General features: G+C 39.4%; 16 protein-coding genes. 4 read left to right on the top strand and 12 right to left on the bottom strand.

The genetic code is table 11. From position 1 onward, the window contains the following. Nucleotides 1–112: 112 nt before the first annotated feature. From ACFO3G_RS09350 to ACFO3G_RS09295, 12 genes are all read right to left on the bottom strand, one after another. Nucleotides 113–463 carry a hypothetical protein gene (locus ACFO3G_RS09350; RefSeq protein ID WP_380080213.1) on the bottom strand — a complete coding sequence of 117 codons (351 nt, stop codon included), beginning with the start codon at nucleotides 461–463 and terminating at the stop codon, nucleotides 113–115. A gap of 980 nt (nucleotides 464–1,443) precedes the next feature. Continuing rightward, nucleotides 1,444–2,112: a methylated-DNA--[protein]-cysteine S-methyltransferase gene (locus ACFO3G_RS09345; protein WP_380080211.1), complete on the bottom strand. Its 669-nt coding sequence runs from the start codon at nucleotides 2,110–2,112 to the stop codon at nucleotides 1,444–1,446. Nucleotides 2,113–2,154: 42 nt separating this feature from the next. Beyond that, complete coding sequence (locus tag ACFO3G_RS09340; protein WP_380080209.1) at nucleotides 2,155–2,856, bottom strand: MarR family winged helix-turn-helix transcriptional regulator; 702 nt, start codon at nucleotides 2,854–2,856, stop codon at nucleotides 2,155–2,157. A gap of 27 nt (nucleotides 2,857–2,883) precedes the next feature. Further along, the gene (gene pdxH, locus ACFO3G_RS09335) at nucleotides 2,884–3,534 is read right to left on the bottom strand and encodes a pyridoxamine 5'-phosphate oxidase (protein ID WP_380080207.1); all 651 of its coding nucleotides are present in this window, start codon (nucleotides 3,532–3,534) and stop codon (nucleotides 2,884–2,886) included. A 251-nt stretch (nucleotides 3,535–3,785) separates the two neighbouring features. After that, the gene (gene prmA, locus ACFO3G_RS09330; RefSeq protein ID WP_380080205.1) at nucleotides 3,786–4,652 is read right to left on the bottom strand and encodes a 50S ribosomal protein L11 methyltransferase; all 867 of its coding nucleotides are present in this window, start codon (nucleotides 4,650–4,652) and stop codon (nucleotides 3,786–3,788) included. A gap of 151 nt (nucleotides 4,653–4,803) precedes the next feature. Next, nucleotides 4,804–6,255, bottom strand: a complete 1,452-nt coding sequence (gene rodA, locus ACFO3G_RS09325) for a rod shape-determining protein RodA (RefSeq protein WP_380080203.1) — start codon at nucleotides 6,253–6,255, stop codon at nucleotides 4,804–4,806. Further along, the gene (locus ACFO3G_RS09320) at nucleotides 6,239–8,239 is read right to left on the bottom strand and encodes a penicillin-binding transpeptidase domain-containing protein (protein ID WP_380080201.1); all 2,001 of its coding nucleotides are present in this window, start codon (nucleotides 8,237–8,239) and stop codon (nucleotides 6,239–6,241) included. Before ACFO3G_RS09320 ends, rodA begins: the two co-directional genes overlap by 17 nt. A gap of 1 nt (nucleotide 8,240) precedes the next feature. Further along, complete coding sequence (locus ACFO3G_RS09315) at nucleotides 8,241–8,765, bottom strand: rod shape-determining protein MreD (RefSeq protein WP_380080199.1); 525 nt, start codon at nucleotides 8,763–8,765, stop codon at nucleotides 8,241–8,243. Continuing rightward, nucleotides 8,755–9,663 carry a rod shape-determining protein MreC gene (mreC, locus tag ACFO3G_RS09310; protein ID WP_380080197.1) on the bottom strand — a complete coding sequence of 303 codons (909 nt, stop codon included), beginning with the start codon at nucleotides 9,661–9,663 and terminating at the stop codon, nucleotides 8,755–8,757. The genes ACFO3G_RS09315 and mreC overlap by 11 nt, the downstream gene beginning before the upstream one ends. Nucleotides 9,664–10,127: 464 nt before the next feature. Then, the gene (gene mreB / locus ACFO3G_RS09305) at nucleotides 10,128–11,147 is read right to left on the bottom strand and encodes a rod shape-determining protein (RefSeq protein ID WP_380080195.1); all 1,020 of its coding nucleotides are present in this window, start codon (nucleotides 11,145–11,147) and stop codon (nucleotides 10,128–10,130) included. 189 nt (nucleotides 11,148–11,336) lie between these two features. After that, a complete protein-coding gene (gene purH, locus ACFO3G_RS09300) occupies nucleotides 11,337–12,854 on the bottom strand; it encodes a bifunctional phosphoribosylaminoimidazolecarboxamide formyltransferase/IMP cyclohydrolase (RefSeq protein WP_380080193.1) in 1,518 nt (505 codons plus the stop codon). A 294-nt stretch (nucleotides 12,855–13,148) separates the two neighbouring features. Continuing rightward, complete coding sequence (locus ACFO3G_RS09295; RefSeq protein ID WP_417390153.1) at nucleotides 13,149–15,113, bottom strand: heavy metal translocating P-type ATPase; 1,965 nt, start codon at nucleotides 15,111–15,113, stop codon at nucleotides 13,149–13,151. Nucleotides 15,114–15,304: 191 nt separating this feature from the next. On the opposite strand from ACFO3G_RS09295, the gene ACFO3G_RS09290 reads away from it, so the two are divergent. The 4 genes from ACFO3G_RS09290 (at nucleotide 15,305) to cobO (ending at nucleotide 18,462) form a co-directional block, all read left to right on the top strand. Further along, complete coding sequence (locus ACFO3G_RS09290) at nucleotides 15,305–15,574, top strand: hypothetical protein (RefSeq protein WP_380080191.1); 270 nt, start codon at nucleotides 15,305–15,307, stop codon at nucleotides 15,572–15,574. A gap of 767 nt (nucleotides 15,575–16,341) precedes the next feature. Next, nucleotides 16,342–17,427, top strand: coding sequence for a linear amide C-N hydrolase (locus tag ACFO3G_RS09285; protein WP_380080189.1), 1,086 nt, complete (start codon nucleotides 16,342–16,344; stop codon nucleotides 17,425–17,427). Nucleotides 17,428–17,505: 78 nt separating this feature from the next. Further along, on the top strand, nucleotides 17,506–17,940 hold the full coding sequence (locus ACFO3G_RS09280; protein ID WP_380080187.1) for a Fur family transcriptional regulator: 435 nt from the start codon (nucleotides 17,506–17,508) through the stop codon (nucleotides 17,938–17,940). 3 nt (nucleotides 17,941–17,943) lie between these two features. Next, nucleotides 17,944–18,462, top strand: a complete 519-nt coding sequence (cobO, locus tag ACFO3G_RS09275; RefSeq protein WP_380080185.1) for a cob(I)yrinic acid a,c-diamide adenosyltransferase — start codon at nucleotides 17,944–17,946, stop codon at nucleotides 18,460–18,462. Nucleotides 18,463–18,496 lie beyond the last annotated feature (34 nt).

Raw genomic sequence — 18,496 nt, 5'->3', positions numbered from 1 at the left:
CATTTCTTCATGCTTAACCATTCGTTTTGACAACATTTCAATGATCTCTTTAGTGTTTTCGAACCGACTTTTGTCAGTTCTATTGTTTAACTTTTAATTTTTCGGTAAAAATTTACCGAAGTATTGTGTACTTTAAAATGGCGTATAATATCACATTCCCCAACAGCATTGTCAAAAATACTTGCTGAAACATTATCGCTGTTGCTGAGAGCGACTTGGCTTCGTGCAATTCGATTGATTGGTCGGATCCATCGAACCTAAATATGCTGTAGTATTCGATATGTCCTATAAGGTACAGACTGAATAAGATCAAAGCTACGATTGCTCCTATCTCGAGCAGTACGAGTGGATAGGTTCTTCTTTTAATAATATTTTTTGTTAAGAATATCGTTATTGCCAGCCCGCTTGTCCATACTAAAGCCGGCTCTACTAACATAATAAAGTCAAAATAAGTTTGTGACATAATGGGTTGATTTGAATTTTCGTTAAAGATAGTAACTTTAGATAATAGCTACAAAGTTTATGTTCGTTTCTATAATCATTACCTATGTCGGTGCAAGGTCTCATCTTTTTCATAGTAGTTTTTTATAGAGGTAGAACTCGACCTTAAGAGATTTTCGATTGTGGAAACTTGATATTGAAATGTTGTTGATTTTTAGTATCTTAGCCATATAATTGAATATAAACCATGGGAATACACATACTACTGACTATATTTTTGTTTTTAGTAAAGCTTGTCGGATCATACCTGCAAGAGGCACAAGTATGTTCCATGATTTTCGAACAAATTGCCATATCGGCAATCATTAAAAATAACCTTACCGATTATCCTTTTTGTTGCGCTGGGAAGCCTGCAACAAAGGATCTCTATTTGTTAAATATTATTGTTGTATCTAATTCTAAAAAAGAGCTTTTAATACCTCTTATTTATACTGAATTTCCTTCATTCCCGGGTTAGGAAACCCTGACCTTATACAGACTTTGCCCGTTTTTGTAGTACGAAACGGGCTTTTTTATGCGCTATTTTAACAAATAAGCTCGCGCGAGAAGCAATCTGTTCTCGCGCGACTATCGATCCGATCTCGCGCGACCTTGCCATGCGAAGTCGCGCTACTTCAAGTGCAACCTCGCGCGAGTATAGGTTCAAGGTAGCGCGAGAATGGATTGCAAGTCGCGCGACCTTACAAAAAAAGCAGCCTGAAGTGCAATTTTAAGCCTTCAACTCTTCAATAAAAAGCGCTATATACATTTATTAATACTCAGATAGGACGTAATCGTCCTATCGCTAATGACTCTCGTGAAGAATGAGCCTCCTTTTAGATTAAAAATGAACAGATATTTGTACTAAAAATGGCTTAATAAATTTACATTATTTATCTCATTTATCTGATTTAAGGTTATCTTTCTTGCTTTAATAAAGTGCCTTTATTGACGGATTCTTCGCTAATACTTTCTCTTAGTATTGCAAATTTCTAAGGTTAGAATCTTCGCTTTTTCGGTTTTTCCAAAAGCGTATCCGCCTATATCTCCATTACTTCTAATGACTCTATGGCAGGGAAGTATAGGAGCAAGAGGATTCTTGGATATTGCATTTGCTATTGCTCTTACGGCTTTTGGTCTGTGTACTAAAATCGCTATATCTGTGTAGCTTACCACTTTGCCATATGGTATCAGTTCAAGAGCTTTCCATGTCTCTATTTGTAGTGGTGTACCTGATAGTATTAGTTTGGGGTTTGTTTTTCTTTCTTTTTGGGCTTTAGCTGCTTGCAGAAATAGTATTGCTCCTTGACTCAGATCCTTTGTAAGATGGGGTGGTGTATCTATCTCTGTTATATTTTGGGTGTCGAGTCCTATACGATTGGGGTAGTTTCTGATGTACTCGATTTTTATAATTGCGTCTTCGTAGCTGTATACCTTCCATAGTGTTTGCAGGTATAACACAGTAGTAGTTTCTATACGTTTGTCCAAAAGAAGTTGAGAGTACTCTTTGGTGGATAGGATAATGTATTGGAAAGTGCTTTTTGCATAAAAAAGAGAGGTCATGGCATTTGATAGGACTTCTCTTAGTCCATCTCTCATCCATGACCTCTCATTGAAATCAATATTGTCCATATTGTTATGTGGCGGACCTTCGTGGATATATGCTACTTGTTGTTATCCTTCGTGGTGTGAACCTTCAGCGCTACCAGGATGTCCAAAGGGTTTATTACCGGTGTATTCAATACCAATAATTTCGCAAAGCTCTACCAGATTTAAGTCTTTGTATTGACTAAATAGATCTTTGTTGTGATTGCACAATGTAGTCTGCAAATCACATAAAATCTCTTTTTGTTCTTTGCTCAATCCCGCTGTAAGGATTGATGCGCATGCAAAGAGATGCGGAAGTACTTTTTTGAGTTCTTCTTTACCCTCTTTGGTGATAGACACATCCATAGACCTTCTATCCACCGGACTTTCCTTTTGTTCGACAAGTCCTGCTTTGTTTAGTCTCCTAATCACTTCAGCTCCGGATGTTTTTTCCATTGCATTTGCATTGTTGAGCTGAGTCTTGGTCATCACTTCCCCTCTATGCAGAGTCATAAGGTATGTACAATCTTCCAAGGTCTGAACTTTGGTGTTGATAAATGCTCTTTTGATGTAAGAGTGGATAAATCTGTATAGAAGACCCAGTGAAGAGGCAATTTTACTATTGAGCATATCATCGCTTGCTCTTTCTCCGGATTCATCTCTGGATCGCTTGCTGACATTGAGATATGCTGCGAAAGCTTGTGGACTAAGATATGCTCCACCTCCGACTATTGCATCGTAGGCGTCAACTTCTTCAACGAGAAGCTTAAGTAATTCAGTTTTATTCATATGATGATTGTTGATTATGTGTTGTTATCAAGGGGCAATTCGTTCGCAAGACCATTTGTTTTCATCTTCCTTTTGATACAAGAATCTGTCGTGTAGTCTACTCTCTCTTCCTTGCCAGAACTCAATCCTTACCGGTTTTACTGCAAATCCCCCCCAATTGTCAGGTCTTGGAACAGCCCTTCCCAAAAACTTGGCGGACTCTTTGACAAATTCTGCCATGATGTATGCTCTGTTGGGTATAGGGTGACTTTGTGGAGAGATGCGTGCGCCTACTCGGCTTTTGTATGGTCTTGTTTTGAAATATTCGTCACTTAGTTCGGGTTCAAGCTTTCTTACTTCTCCCTCAATGTGGATTTGTCTTTCGAGTTCGTGCCACAAGAATGTTAGGGATACATGCGGATTTTCTTTCATCTGCTGCCCCTTACGACTCTCATAATTGCTGTAAAAAATGAACTCTCCGTTAAGAAATTCCTTCAAGAGTACAGTTCTGGATGATGGATGTCCATCAGGAGTACTTGTACAGACAATGACTGCTGTAGGTTCCAATACCTTTGGATTGTTTGCCGCTTCTTGCAACCATTCTGTAACCTTCTCGAATGGGTTGTCCGGCATTTGAGAGCGTTTGAGTTGCTTACTCTCATACTCACGTCTTACGTTTTCGAAATGTAAATCTTTCATTGCTGTTATGACAAGCATTTTAGTTGTTTGACGCAAAATTACTATTTATTGATGAATTAACCTATAAGACGTAAATAAAGTGTATAAAAAAGGTAGTTTATATGTCTAATTTCGAGTTATACGGTTGAATTAAGAGTATAATAGATCTACAATCGTTATGATATAATACGTTTTGGCATTAAGTTGTATCTCAAGAAATCTCTGATTATAGGAGTCTTAAATGAGCTATAATTGGACTTGTCATAGGTGAGTTAACAACATTTTTGTACTACCACCATTGTCCAGCCTTGCGGCGTTGATTCTTGATATATCATCTTTAGTCCCAAGCTTTGTGCTTTTTGAGTGATGATCTCTGCATCTTGTTGATAAAACCCACTCATGATCAACTTACCCTCTTCTTTCAATACCTTTTCATACTTATCCATATCTTCCAGTAGGATATTTCTCATGATATTGGCCATGATAAGGTCGTATTGTTTGTTTGATGGGATAGCTGAGGCGTCTCCCTTTATGACATTACAATGTGATATGAGATTGAGTTCCAAATTTTTTATGGTGTTATCGACTGCGCTTTGATCTATATCGATAGCATCAGTTTCTTTAGCCTCAAAAAGGTTAGCTGCTATTGCCAATACACCTGTGCCACACCCCATATCTAAAACAATTTTTCCTTCCGGCTTATGGCTAATAAGGTAACGCATGATAAGCGCTGTCGTATCGTGGCTTCCGGTTCCAAAAGCCATTTTGGAATCGATGAGGATAGTGTATTTATAACTTTTATCTACTTCATGAAAAGGGGCTTTGATGATGCATTGGTCGTTTACGACAACTGGTTGGAAGTATTTGCTTTCCCACTCCTTATTCCAATCTTTGTTAGGTATGAGCTCCAATGAATAGTCCATCTTAACATTTTCGATTGGGAAAGATGATACAACGTTGTCGATCGATTCTTTATCCAAAAGCTCTTGCTGAATATAACCACAGCATCCTTCTTCTTGATATTCAAAGCTCTCGAATCCGATATCTGCCAGCATTTGTGATAAGATATCTGTAACAATTTCACTTGATAACTCACCGGGTAGATCTACATATTTTATTTCAACCTTGTAATGTGTCATATCTATGATAGCTTGTTTGTTATTGAGTAATGATGATTGTCCTTTCTTAGAAGTTGTTTCTTGCTTAATTGAAAGGTAAACTATATGAGTTGTGAATTGGACCTTCAAATGTTTTTAGAGCAATTTGGAGGTCAAGTTTATTCATTTAAGATCATTCAATCCTTCTTGCATCGAGAGAAATAAGAAGAAATAGTAATATTGAGAATCCCCATAAGGATGAGCCTCCATAGCTAAAGAAAGGTAATGGAATACCTATTACGGGTACAATACCTATGACCATACCGACATTGATGGTTACATGAAATAATAAGATCGATGCAACACAATAGGCATAGACTCGGGCATAGGTTGAGGATTGCCTTTCGGCAATGAATATGATTCTTAATATCATAAGTGCAAAAAGGATGAGTGTGATGCTCGATCCTACAAACCCTTGCTCTTCTCCAATGGTACAATATATAAAGTCTGTCGCTTGCTCAGGCACATATTTAAGTTTGGTCTGAGTTCCTTTGAGGAATCCTTTGCCACTAAGACCTCCCGATCCAATGGCTATCTTTGATTGATTGACATTGTATCCGCTTCCCTTGATATCATCTTCGATACCCAATGCCACTTTAATACGCATCTGTTGGTGAGGTTGCATGATTTCGTCAAATACATAGTCAACAGAATGGAAAAAGAGAAGCGATCCAAGCGAAAACATTGCTATGAATAGATATCCTTTTTTGAGTCTTACGATAGAACGTCTTAAAAGCCAACCTATGAGCCATAGCAAAAGAAGATAGTTGGCCCATATATACTCAATGGGGTACCAAAATCGAATAATGTATGTGGCTATATTTGCGAGAATGGTACCTCCAATTGTGATGAGCCAAAAATACTTTCCAACTTTCTTTGTGTAGACAGCGATACAGCACATGGTAGCAATGGCAATCATCATTGTAATTGACCAGACATCAGCCTGAGTATTGCCGAATATAAGACTGTCACTAAGCTTCATGGCTGTTACAAACAATACCACAGCAGTGCCGGCTAATCCCAGAAATACGCCATTGAATCCTTCACGATATAGTGCAAGAAAGAATGTGAAAAAGACCAAAGCCGATCCGGTTTCGTTCTGGAGGAGAATAAGTAGAATAGGTGCTCCAACGATGGCAAAAACCTGCAGATATGATTTTAGAGAATCTAATTTGTATTCGTATTGGTTAAACAAGAAGGCAAGCATCATAGCCGTGGATATCTTTGCAAATTCTGCGGGCTGCAGCCTCAGAGGTCCTATTACCAGCCACGAGTGAGACCCTTTGATATTGGGTGCCAACACAATGGTGGCGGCAAGGACTATCAGCATTGCAAAGTAGATGAAGGGGGAGGCTTGCTCGTATATTTTCTGGTCTATCGTAATGATGATAATACCAATGACAATCGCAAGACCAATCCACACTACCTGCTGCATGGGTCTGCTTCCCATTGAGAATAGGTCGTAAATATTGAAGTCGTATGTCGCTCCACAAATGGAAAACCAACCTGCAGTCACCATGATCAGATATAGAATGATCAAGAACCAGTCAATTCTCTTGATAAGAGGTTTATTCCTTCTGTCCATTTTCTGTTGGATTTATTTGTTTTGTGGATTCAGACTCTTCGGTCTCTTCCCTCTTTATGGTCTCCTTGTTGTTATGATTGTCCTGCTCTCTAACGGGAAGTTGTGAATCACTTTTTTTATTGATCTTGTAAATCTCATCTTTATAACCAATGTATAGGTGCTTCATCCGTTCGGCTATAGCCTCTGTTGCCGGACTCAGTTTGCCGTGACGCAGATAGTATTCTATGATACATCTTCCGATTGGTACGCCGATGGTTGCTCCAAATCCACCATTTTCAACATAGACACAGACTGCTATCTTTGGATGATCCTTTGGAGCAAATCCTATAAAGGCGGAATTATCTTTGCCATGAGGGTTCTGAGCTGTACCCGTTTTTCCACAGACCTCTATTTCGCCCGGAGCAAAATTGGCATTGCGACATGTTCCGTTTGTGACTGCTTTTGCCATCCCTTCTGCTATATATTCCCATATAGATGCTTTGATGTGACTATCTCTAAGAGTGGTGTAGGCTGTGTCCAACGGAAATCCTTCTATCTTTTTAACTACATGAGGAGTATAGAAAAAGCCTCTGTTGGCAATGATTGTTGCCAGATTGGCCATCTGCATGGGAGTTGCTGAGATTTCACCCTGGCCAATGGCTATAGAAATAATTGAACTGCTATTCCATCTTCCCTTATACAATTTGTCATATACTTTCGCATTAGGAATATATCCTCTTCTTTCGTTGGGGAGGTCGATACCTAATTTATATCCAAATCCCAATTGCACCATATGTTGTTTCCAATGCTCAAAAGCAACTTGGACATTGGGATAGTATTGCCTGTTGTCGAGCATGAAGCGAAGCCCCCAACAGAAATATGCGTTACAGGAGGTTGCAAGTGCTGGTACTAGACTTACCGGCGACGGATGCGAGTGACATTTGGGTCTTGAATGTAGTGGAGGAAATCCGTGATAACAGCTTAGGGCTGTAGAGGGTGATAAGACCCCTTCTTGAAGGAAAATAGCTCCTTGACTTGGCTTAAAAGTCGAGCCGGGAGGGTAGTATCCCATGATTGATCTGTCGTAGAGCGGTTTGCCCGGAATATTGGCGAGTTGTCTCAGATTGACTCCTTTCTCTTTTCCGGTCAATAGGGCCGGGTCATAAGATGGTGAGGATACCATACATAGTATTTCTCCCGAAGAGGGTTCTATGGCGACGATAGCTCCTCGTTTGCCCCGCATAAGCTCTTCTCCGAATGTTTGAAGATTGGCATCTATCCCTAACGTGAGGTCGTGTCCCAATACATAAGGTTTGTCATGTGCTCCATTTTGATATTTCCCCTTGATGCGACCTCTGGCATCTCTCAATAGTACTTCAACCCCCTTTTCTCCTCGAAGGTATTTTTCGTAGCTTTTCTCAATACCTGTTTTTCCAATGTAGTCTCCTGCTACAAGCGAACTGTCGTTTTCTAAGTCTCTTGGGTCTGCTTCAGACAGATAACCAAGGATGTTGGCTGCGCAATGGTATTCGTATTCTCTAAGCGTCCTTGATCGGATGGCAAATCCCGGAAACTTGTACAATTTCTCTTGAAAGCGTCCCGCTTCGGGGGCTTCTAATTGAGAAACTAAAATTTGTGGTACAAAAGGAGAATATCCCGGATTAAGCTTTCTGTCTTTTATTTTGTTGAGTCTTTCAACAAACAGCTTCGGTTCGATGTTTAAGGTTTTGCAAAGGTCTAATGTATCCAGCTGAGTCACCTCCCTCATTGTAATCATAAGGTCATAAGTTGCCTTATTATAAACCATGATGTTACCTTCGCGATCGCTTATAATCCCTCTTGCCGGGTATAAGGCTTTTTGATAAAAGGCATTGTTGTCTGCTTCAGCCTTATAGTTAGGATTAAGTATTTGAAGGTAAAACAGACGGATAATATATAGGCTTACTATCAATATGGTAAGCACAATAATCAGTATTCGGCGAGGATATAGCTTATTGCTATTCATTTCATATGTGGTGAACTACTCGTTTTTGACCAAAGATAAAGTAAAGCAACAGGTTGAGCAGGAAGGTGGCTATCCAACTTGCTACCGTATGAAGTAGGAAGTATGAAATGTTGAATAGTTGGAGCGAATCAAGCAAAAACAATGCAATGGTATGGATGCCGGTGAGCAGAAACAGGAAGATATAGAAATTGGCTCCCATGCTATAAATCCCCGGCTTTTCGTTGATCCTATTCTCTTCTGATTGCAAGAATGGTATGGCCAAATAGTTTCGAATCAATCCTACAAAAGTAAATGCCGCTGTATTTAGTCCGGGCGAACCTCCCAATATATCTACCAATACACCTGTAAGAAAGCACAATATCAGATTGGTAGAAGGTCCGGACCGGTTGGGTATCAAAAGAAGTATAAATGTATATACCAATGGTGTTGCATAGCCAAAGAGTGCCATAGGACTAAAGATCCACACTTGAGCAAATGCAAGTATGACAATTGATACGAGTATGATAATAATTTGTCTAAAGTCCATTGTTACTAATCGAATCTTGAAGCTTTTTGGCCCTAATATTGGGCTTTTTGGTTAGTACATATACATAAGACAATCGAGAAAAATCGGTTGCTAACATGATTGGCACGCTTGACAGGTTGGTTCCACTTGCCAGATTGATCTCTTTGCTCGAATTTTGTTTTTGAGTATTGCCCTTTATCTCTTTAGTGACATATCCAACAACAAGATTAGGGTAGTAAATATCAGAGTATCCACTTGTTACGATTGTGTCTCCCGGCTTTACAATGGCATGCTGAGGAAGGTCGGTTAGGTGGGCCAGTTGTGTATTGGATGGGTCATCCCAGACAAGTGAGCCTACAAATCCTTGGTTCTTCAGTCTGCAACTTAGTCTGAGTTTAGAGTTGATAATAGGCACAACGAGGGCTGTGTGATCCGATACATCAGTCACCGTTCCAACAACGCCGGTTGTGCTCATTACAGACATTTCTTTTTCGATGCCATCTTTTAACCCTTTGTCAATAGACAGGTAATTGTTTATTCGGTTGCTTGATGCATTTATAACGCGGGCTGTTATAAAAGAAACATCATTTGGAGTCGGTAGAATCGAGTCATTTGCAAAGACCAATGGATGTACAGTATCAGCAATAGCTGCCTGCATCTTGCGCTCAAGCACAAGATATCTTTGCTCAGCCGTGGCAAGCTGAGAAATAAGGTCTCTGTTCTCTTCGCTTAGGTGGAGATAGTGATCAAATTTGCTTAACCCTGAATTGATTGTACCAACTACTTTATTCGTTGCAATAAGCCCTAAGCTTCTATGATAAAGGCTTTGATTGAATAGAATAGTCAAAGCCACAATCTCCATGACTATGAAGAGAAACCAGTGTTTGTGCCTGGCACAAAAATCTACCAGTTTCTTCATATCTAAATCTTCGATCCAACCCTATTGGATCCCTTGTTGTTACATATTCTCTTTTACTTCTCTTTTGCTTTTAGTGAGTCATAGTGGAGCAGCGCAAGATGTGATTGTCCGAATGCTTTGTGCCAACTCCCTTAGGGTAGTGCATCGCATTTATATCACAAAAAGATATTTTGTGCGAAGCAATCCTCCCATTGCAGCTTCTCCCGAAGTATAAACTCTTTGGAAGTAGAAAGATTATCTTCTGATGATATTCTATCCTTTCTTTGCTACGCCCAAAAATATATCATTGTAAAATATGGATGTTGCTACGATATAAGATATGGTAGAATCTACCTTATCAAGTATGATCGGACGGCAAAGGATTTGCTGTAATCAAAAGATGTTCTCCTTATCCCTTTTGATATGGAGTATTTCTTAAGCCTATCATAGATCCAGAGATTGATGATAAGCTTAAGAACCTCTGATTATCTAATCAAAAACTTAAATGTATCTGTATGATTGAGGGCTATGCCGGTACCTTTGGCTACTGCATGTAATGGATCTTCCGCCACCTTAAATGGAATCTCGAAGCGAGCTGTGAGTCTTTCTGCCAAGCCTCTTAGCAAAGCTCCACCACCGATGAGGTTTACTCCATTTTCGACAATGTCGGCATACAGTGCGGGAGGAGTCTCTTCCAATGTTTTTAGGATAGCTGCCTCTATTTTTTGAATAGACTTTTCGAGACACAGTGCAATCTCTTGGTAGGTTACATTGATGCGTTGTGGCAATGTATCCTTCATGTCTGCTCCCCATATAGCGTATTCTTCGGGTGGGTTGGGTAAGTCTTGAAGCACAGATCCAACATTTATCTTGATCTGTTCGGCCATTCTTTCTCCAACCTTCACTCCGTGAGTACTTCTCATATGATCAACAATGTCTTGTGTAAACACATCACCTGCTACGCGAATAGACTGATCTTTGACAATACCACCAAGCGAAATTACGGCTATCTCAGTCGTACCTCCACCTATATCAACAATCATATTTCCTTCCGGGGCAAGTACATCAATGCCGATACCAATAGCCGCAGCCATTGGCTCGTGAATCAAATAGACGTCTCGTCCTCCGGCATGTTCACTGGAGTCCCTAACGGCTCTTATCTCAACCTCTGTACTTCCCGATGGAATGCAGACTACTATTTTAAGGGCAGAAGAAAACCAAGATCTCTTTTTTGAAATCATTTTGATCATCCCTCTGATCATTTGTTCTGCAGCATTGAAGTCTGCAATTACACCATCGTGCAAAGGTCTGACGGTGCGTATATTGGCATTGCCCTTTTCGTACATTTCGTTGGCTTGCTTTCCGATAGCCAAAATCTGATTTGATCTGACATCAAAAGATACCACCGATGGCTCGTCCAATACAACTTTGCCGTCTTTGATTATAATTGTGTTGGCAGTGCCCAAGTCTATTGCAAGTGACTGCCTAAAGTTGAATAATCCCATTTTGTTGAACTACTATTCTTAGCGTGGGTTAATTAAGAGTAAATATATTTAGTCCCAATGGACCTTGTCATACATGGAAGGAGTAATGTTTCTGCGAGTCGTACAAGCTCTATTATTAGCTTCGTTGCGGGGCTCACTTCCTACATACTCTAACTTCAGTATTATACAAAATAGTACTTGATATGAATGTTAATGCTTAAAATGTCTTACCCCTGTCAAGCACATGGATACCCCAAGCTCATTAGCTTTATCAATGCTCAGCTGATCCTTGATAGAGCCTCCCGGCTGTACAATGGCTGTAATACCTGCTTTGGCTGCTAACTCGACGCAATCGGGGAAGGGGAAAAACGCATCGCTTCCCATTGATGCTCCTTTGAGATCGAAGCCAAAGCCTTGTGCTTTTTCGATTGCTTGTTTAAGAGAGTCTACTCTTGATGTTTGTCCAACACCGGAAGCAATGAGCTGACTGTCTTTGACAAGTGTGATAGCATTGCTTTTGGAGTGCTTTACAACTTTATTGGCAAAAATCATATCATCGATCTCGTCTTCAGACGGGGTGGATTGGGTTACACATTGCATATCGGCTTTTGTTTCCGTCGCATTGTCGTACTCCTGCATTAGGACTCCATTGAGCACTGATTTGTATTGCCAATGCTGCTTGTCCTTATTCTTTCTTGTTAGGATAATACGGTTTTGCTTTCTTGTCAAATGCTTCAGAGCTTCTGTGTCGTAGTCCGGCGCAACAATAACTTCCAAGAATAGTTTGTCTATCTCTTTGGCTGTCTCTTCATCGATAGGCCTATTGCTTATCATCACACCTCCAAAAGCTGAGATGGGATCGCCTTCGAGAGCTTTGATATAAGCTTCAAGAATGGTTCCCCTTGAAGCAATACCACAAGCGTTGCCATGCTTTAGGATTGCAAATGTCGGTGCAGTAAACTCATCGATAAGATTGACACCGGCCTCAATGTCTTGAAGATTGTTGTAAGACAATTCTTTACCCTGTATCTTATCAAATACCTGGTTGAGATCACCAAAAAAGATTCCTCTCTGATGTGGATTTTCTCCATACCTCAAAGTCTTTTGTTCGTCAGCAGCAATTCTGAGGTGACTATGACTGTCTTCGTCAAAGTAATTGAATATTGCTGTGTCATAGGCAGACGAAACTGCAAAGGCCTCTTTAGCAAAGGTCCTTCTCTCTGCTTCTGATGTTGCGCAATTTTTAGCTTTGAGGAGTCCTATCAGAGAAGAGTATTGGTTTCTGGAAGCACAGATTAGTACATCTTTGTAGTTTTTGGCTGCAGCTCTGATAAGTGATATGCCGCCAATATCAATCTTTTCGATGATTTCTTCCGGTGTACCTCCATTGGCTACTGTCTCTTCGAATGGATAAAGGTCTACAATCACGAGATCAATAAGTGGAAGGGCTTGTTTCCTGACATCCTCTTGGTGCTTCTCGTTTTCTCTTATTGCTAAGATACCTCCAAACACTTTGGGGTGCAGGGTCTTGACTCTTCCATCCAACATCTCGGGAGATGATGTGATACTTTCGACTGATGTGCATGGATATCCTTGTGACTTGATATATTCCATTGTGCCACCTGTAGATACAAATTCTACAGAGGCATCGTTAAGGGTTTTTAGTATTTCTTGCAAACCCTCTTTGTGAAAGACTGAAATCAGTGCTCTTTTTATAACCTTATCCATAGATTGTTGCTGTTCCTAACAAATTAACTTTTAGCCATAGCAAGGATGAGACTAAAAAGTTTCAACCTCATATTAACTATTTATTGCCTTGCAAAGGTAATCAATTTAGTGTGCTATTTATAGGTGTTAGGCAAGAAGTTTCCTATCAAAGAGTTCTTTTTTGGGTAAAGTGTCCAACAAATATCCTCTTCGAAATCAAACTATTGTTTAAAATGCGATGAATAATTTTGGCTTCAATAGTCAAATTGTGGGGTGTTTTGCATGGTATTAGACTATTTCTCGGATAATCTGATTCTATTTGAAATATTTGAGTATTCTGATTGAATTAAGGATGGCAAGAAGTGCCACTCCAACATCGGCAAAGACTGCAGCCCAAAGAGAGGTTAATCCAAATATCCCGAGGAGTAGTATGGCTGTTTTGACCCCTATTGCCATGATGATGTTTTGCCAGACAATTGTCTTTGTGACTTTTCCTATGTGGATTGCTTTGGCAATCATGCTTGGATGATCATTTTGGATCACTACATCTGCAGTTTCTATTGCTGCATCGCTCCCAAGTCCACCCATTGCGATGCCGATGTTACTTATGGCTAAGACAGGAGCATCATTCATACCATCTCCGACAAAGGCAATGTCATATCCTTTTTGATGACGAAACTTTTCGATGTGTTTAACTTTATCCAGAGGCAACAATTCTCCATAAGCTTCATCTATTCCTGTTTGGGTGGCAATCTTATCGACAATTTCTTTTTTGTCACCGGATAGCATGACTATATGTTTGACTCCTTGTCCTTTCAATAGATCGACAGCTAATTTGCTATCCTCTTTTATTTGATCTTCGAGAAGAATATATCCGATATATTTGTCTTGCAGAGATGCAACGATAAGTGTTCCAACCTTCTTTTTTAAGGTTTCGGGATAAATGATATTCTTATTGTCCAGCAATCTTAAGTTACCCACAATCAGTTCTCTTCCTTCATAAGTGGCCGTAAGACCAAATCCGGCAATCTCATTAACTTGACTCAAACCCCTTGTATCAATATTTTTTTGTTGAGCGTATTTTAGGATTGCTTTGGATATGGGATGATTGCTCTTTGACTCGATGGAACTGATGAGGGAGAGGAATTTGTCTTCGGAATCCATCTCGGTGCTTAGTTCGCTTACTTCGAAAATACCTTTTGTGATGGTGCCTGTTTTGTCGAATGCCACTGCATCGATCTTTGTGATTGCATCCAAATAATTTCCCCCTTTGAAAAGTATACCATATTTAGAAGCTGCCCCAATGCCGCCAAAATATCCAAGTGGAATACTAATAACCAGAGCGCAAGGGCAGGATATGACAAGGAACACAAGTGCTCTATAAAGCCATGTGCTTATTTCAAAAGCAAATCCTGTGGCAAAAAGAGAATAAATAAAGGGTAGTACTATAATTAATATAGATAGACCAATCGCGACAGGAGTGTAGATACGGGCAAACTTGCGCATAAAAAGTTCGGCGGGAGCTTTTCGTGAGGAGGCCTCTTGTACAAGTTTGAGAATACGAGACAATGTACTTTCTTCATAAGGTTTGTCTATTTTAAGGCGGATGACCTTGTCCAACACAATCATCCCGGCAAGTACCTTACCACCCTTAAATATATTTCTTGGCACACTTTCTCCGGTCAATGCTGCGGTGTCAAAGGAGGCATGCTCCGAAAGCATTGTTCCATCTAAAGGAATTCTTTCCCCGGCTTTGAGTTCGATAGTTTCACCCACGACAACCTCTTTGGGTGATATTATTTGACTCTCGTTGTTTCTAATCACCGTAACTTTTTCGGGACGTTTGTCCAGAAGTTCTCCTATGTTCTTTTTGGCTCTTACAATTGCTTTCTCTTGAAAATATTCTCCTACAGTGTAAAAGAGCATGACAGCCACGCCTTCTGGATATTGCTTAATGGCAAAAGCGCCTATCGTAGCAATACTCATAAGTGTAAATTCACTGAAGAAATCTTTATGACTTGCAGCTTCAATCGCCTCTTTTAAGACCGGTAGCCCAACCGGAAGATATGCCAAAATAAACCAAATCAATTCAGCATAATTTGGAAGTCCAATGTTGCTATGTGTAGCAACAAGGCCTATTATTAGCATTACAAACGAAACGATAGGTCTCCAATACAAAGAGACAAAACTTTTTGATTTAACTTTTTCCTGATGACCACAATGGTTGCTTTCGTGATTGTGTTGGTCATTCATATTACATGTGTGGCAACTGCATCCCATAATAATTTTGTTTTTGTTTTTGGCAAAGGTATGGGTCTCCTCGTGCAACCAAGTTGCATTCTTTACTATGATATGTATCCTTCTAAATCTTTGTGTCAAAAAGTAATCAGACTATTTTGTTAGCGATCTTACCGGATTTTAGATTTAGGGGCCTTTTTAGTATCTTAGTCAATGAATTAATGATAGTATCCATGGAGATGAGCATATTACTTACCGTCTTTTTGATTCTCATTTTGCTTGAAGGATTATTCTTTCAAGAGGGTAAGATATGTCTTATCGGAGAGAAGCAAATCTTCGTCTTTTCAAGTATCAGTCCGCACTGCAAGAATGGTATTTCTGAATGGGCTGTGAAGCTCATTTTGAAAGGCTTTTGTTTGTTAAATGTTGTTATCTTGAATGGTGCCAAAAAAGCTACTCGAATTACACTCATTCAGCCACAAAATCTCAAATTAGAGGGTTAGGGTAACCTGACCTTTTTAAGGACCTTGCCCGTTTTTATAGTACGAAACGGGCTTTTTTTATGCTCTATTTTAACAAATAAGCTCGCGCGAGAAGCAATCTGTTCTCGCGCGACTTTAGATCCGATCTCGCGCGACCTTGACATGCAAAGTCGGCTACTTCAAGTGCAACCTCGCGCGAGTTTACTTTCAAAGTAGCGCGAGAATGGATTGTAAGTCGCGCGACCTTCAAAAAAAGGTGGCCTAAAAGCTATTTTTAAGTCTGCGAAAGTTAAATAGTAAAATGCTTATACGTAATTTAACATATTCCTCTGCTATTATAATCAACTTTCCTTCAGATTAGGCAAGGAAAAAGCTCTTTTTGGGGGTATGAATTGGCTATACTTGTATGAAAATGCACCTTAATTTATTTACATTATTTATTAAAGTAGTCTGTATTTTAATTTAAAAACATAGTTGGATAGATGCAAAATATCATATGAATGACAAATACATTATGAGGAAATCTTGTTGACAGTCTTTAGAAAAGAGGTAATGGTGTCAGTTAAGCTTGATTTATGTATCCTCGATTACAATCTTCCTTTTCGATTTCTTTCGAAGCCGGTGAAAAGAATCATTGTGGAAAAGAATATGAATAATCATGTTGCCTGCACTTTTCAATTGTGTTGCGGTTAAAAGTGGTTTCAGTAAAGTTTTTATTGTCGATTATGATTATTCTTGATAAATTGCCAACCACTTCTAAATTATTTCTAAGTTAATACTGTTATGATATGAGACGAATTGTTTGGGTTAAAACGTTTATTTTTTTGTTGTTAATGAGTATTGTCAATGTAGCGGATGCTTGCACAGGTATTACTCTCAAAACAAAAAGTGGTCAAACTATAGTTGCAAGAACTATAGAGTGGGCAGGAAGTGCTTTGAATAGCGAATATGTAGTTGTACCTCGTCGTTATAATCAGCAATCTTATCTACCGGGAATGAAACGGGAAGGTATGCAGTTTTGTTCTAAGTATGGTTATGTAGGTTTAAGTGTGGAGTCACATGAATTTGTTGTTGAGGGATTGAATGAAAAGGGCCTTTCGGTAGGATTGTTTTATTTTCCTCATTATGGATCTTATCCACAAGTTCTGGATAAGAATAAACCTTTCACTATATCTGATCTTCAGTTTGTTTCATGGCTATTAGGGCAATGTGCTGACGTTTCGGAAGTTAAAGAAGCACTCAAGGGTATCCATATCTGTGCCGTTGATCCCAGAGCATCAACTGTCCATTGGCGAGTGGCAGATAGAAATGGCAATCAGATTGTTATAGAGGTAGTTGATGGTAAAGTTTTTGTTTATGACAATCCTGTTGGAGTGCTAACCAACTCTCCCGGCTTTTCGTGGCATATGACAAATCTTGCTAACTATATCAATCTTAGTGCCGGCACAACACAAACTAAAACGATAAACGAAATGAAGGTCAATTCGATTGGGTCGGGGTCAAATATGCTTGGTTTGCCGGGAGATTTTACTCCTCCATCTCGATTCATTCGTGCAGCCTTGTTTGCTACGTCTGCTCCTGTATTGAGTGATAGTCATTCAACTATATTGGAGGCCTTTCATATTTTGAATAATTTTGATATTCCAATAGGGGCACAATTCGCCGATGCTTCTCAAATTCCTGATATTCCATCTGCTACTCAGTGGACCACTGCAACAGACTTATCCGGTTTGAAGATTTATTATCGCACCATGTACAATAGCCATATTCGTATGATTGATCTCAACAAAATTAATTTTAGTATAGTTCATTACAGATCTATTCCTTTGGATATAAAGAAGGTAGAGCCAATAGAAGAGATTCCTATCAAGTAATGTGACATGTGTTGCAACCATTAATATTCTTATCCGTTTGCATTAATGAGTATCTTTGTTCCATAATATTTACTTAAAATGAGTCCGGGTAATCAAGAATATGTAGATAAATTAAAAATGCGAGGTATTCGTCCGACCTCCAACCGTATTTTGGTGCTAAGGGCAATGATGGATCGAGACGAGGCATTGTCTATAATGGATATCGAGACTATTTTGGATACAGTGGACAAATCAACCATATTTAGGACTATCACCCTTTTTCATGCGCAACATCTTATTCATAGTATTGACGATGGGTCCGGGTCCTTGAAGTATGCTGTTTGTGACAATGATTGCACTTGTTCAGTCGAAGATCAGCATACTCATTTCCGTTGTGAGATTTGTCAGCGAACTTTTTGTTTTGATCATATTCATGTTCCAAAGGTTAAACTTCCTGATGGATTTGTGTTGGATAGTATCAACTATGTCATGAAAGGTATTTGCCCTGATTGTGTCAAAAAAAAGAAGAGGTAGTTTATGGATAAGCAAGGACAGATACATATATATACCGGTAATGGTAAGGGCAAAACAACTGCGGCATTTGGTTTGGCTGTCAGAGCACTCTGTAGTGGCAAACGTGTTTTTATAGGTCAGTTTGTCAAGAGCATGAAATATAATGAGACAAAGATTGAGACTCTATTTGATCATGTTACTATCAAACAATATGGCAGAGGTTGTTTTATATCCAAGGATCCGGAAAAAGAAGATATTGAAGAGGCTCAAAAGGGGTGGCGAGATGCAGTAGCAGCACTTCAAAATCCTGATAATGACGTCGTTATATTGGATGAACTTACGATAGCTATTTACTTTAGATTGCTTTCTGTAGAGGATATTCTAAAGGGATTGAAGTCGAAAGAACCACATATAGAGGTCGTTATTACAGGGCGTTATGCCCCTAAAGAGTTGATTGATTTTGCAGATCTTGTAACCGAGATGGTTGAGGTGAAGCATTACTATACCAAGGGCATTTTGTCAAGAGATGGTATAGATAAATAGACTTTCGGATGAGTTGCTGAAAAAGTTATAGGGT

It is taken from the genome of Falsiporphyromonas endometrii, assembly GCF_042654485.1.
Lineage (GTDB): Bacteria > Bacteroidota > Bacteroidia > Bacteroidales > Porphyromonadaceae > Porphyromonas > Porphyromonas endometrii.
Note: the sequence above shows the minus strand (reverse complement) of the source record. Positions and strands in the feature narration are given on the sequence as shown.

Bases quoted from the DNA above. Each gene is read 5' to 3' on its own strand.
- ACFO3G_RS09350 (WP_380080213.1), bottom strand. From the start codon at position 463: ATGTCACAAACTTATTTTGACTTTATTATGTTAGTAGAGCCGGCTTTA.
- ACFO3G_RS09345 (WP_380080211.1), bottom strand. From the start codon at position 2,112: ATGGACAATATTGATTTCAATGAGAGGTCATGGATGAGAGATGGACTA.
- ACFO3G_RS09340 (WP_380080209.1), bottom strand. From the start codon at position 2,856: ATGAATAAAACTGAATTACTTAAGCTTCTCGTTGAAGAAGTTGACGCC.
- pdxH (WP_380080207.1), bottom strand. From the start codon at position 3,534: ATGAAAGATTTACATTTCGAAAACGTAAGACGTGAGTATGAGAGTAAG.
- prmA (WP_380080205.1), bottom strand. From the start codon at position 4,652: ATGACACATTACAAGGTTGAAATAAAATATGTAGATCTACCCGGTGAG.
- rodA (WP_380080203.1), bottom strand. From the start codon at position 6,255: ATGGACAGAAGGAATAAACCTCTTATCAAGAGAATTGACTGGTTCTTG.
- ACFO3G_RS09320 (WP_380080201.1), bottom strand. From the start codon at position 8,239: ATGAATAGCAATAAGCTATATCCTCGCCGAATACTGATTATTGTGCTT.
- ACFO3G_RS09315 (WP_380080199.1), bottom strand. From the start codon at position 8,765: ATGGACTTTAGACAAATTATTATCATACTCGTATCAATTGTCATACTT.
- mreC (WP_380080197.1), bottom strand. From the start codon at position 9,663: ATGAAGAAACTGGTAGATTTTTGTGCCAGGCACAAACACTGGTTTCTC.
- mreB (WP_380080195.1), bottom strand. From the start codon at position 11,147: ATGGGATTATTCAACTTTAGGCAGTCACTTGCAATAGACTTGGGCACT.
- purH (WP_380080193.1), bottom strand. From the start codon at position 12,854: ATGGATAAGGTTATAAAAAGAGCACTGATTTCAGTCTTTCACAAAGAG.
- ACFO3G_RS09295 (WP_417390153.1), bottom strand. From the start codon at position 15,113: ATGGGATGCAGTTGCCACACATGTAATATGAATGACCAACACAATCAC.
- ACFO3G_RS09290 (WP_380080191.1), top strand. From the start codon at position 15,305: ATGGAGATGAGCATATTACTTACCGTCTTTTTGATTCTCATTTTGCTT.
- ACFO3G_RS09285 (WP_380080189.1), top strand. From the start codon at position 16,342: ATGAGACGAATTGTTTGGGTTAAAACGTTTATTTTTTTGTTGTTAATG.
- ACFO3G_RS09280 (WP_380080187.1), top strand. From the start codon at position 17,506: ATGAGTCCGGGTAATCAAGAATATGTAGATAAATTAAAAATGCGAGGT.
- cobO (WP_380080185.1), top strand. From the start codon at position 17,944: ATGGATAAGCAAGGACAGATACATATATATACCGGTAATGGTAAGGGC.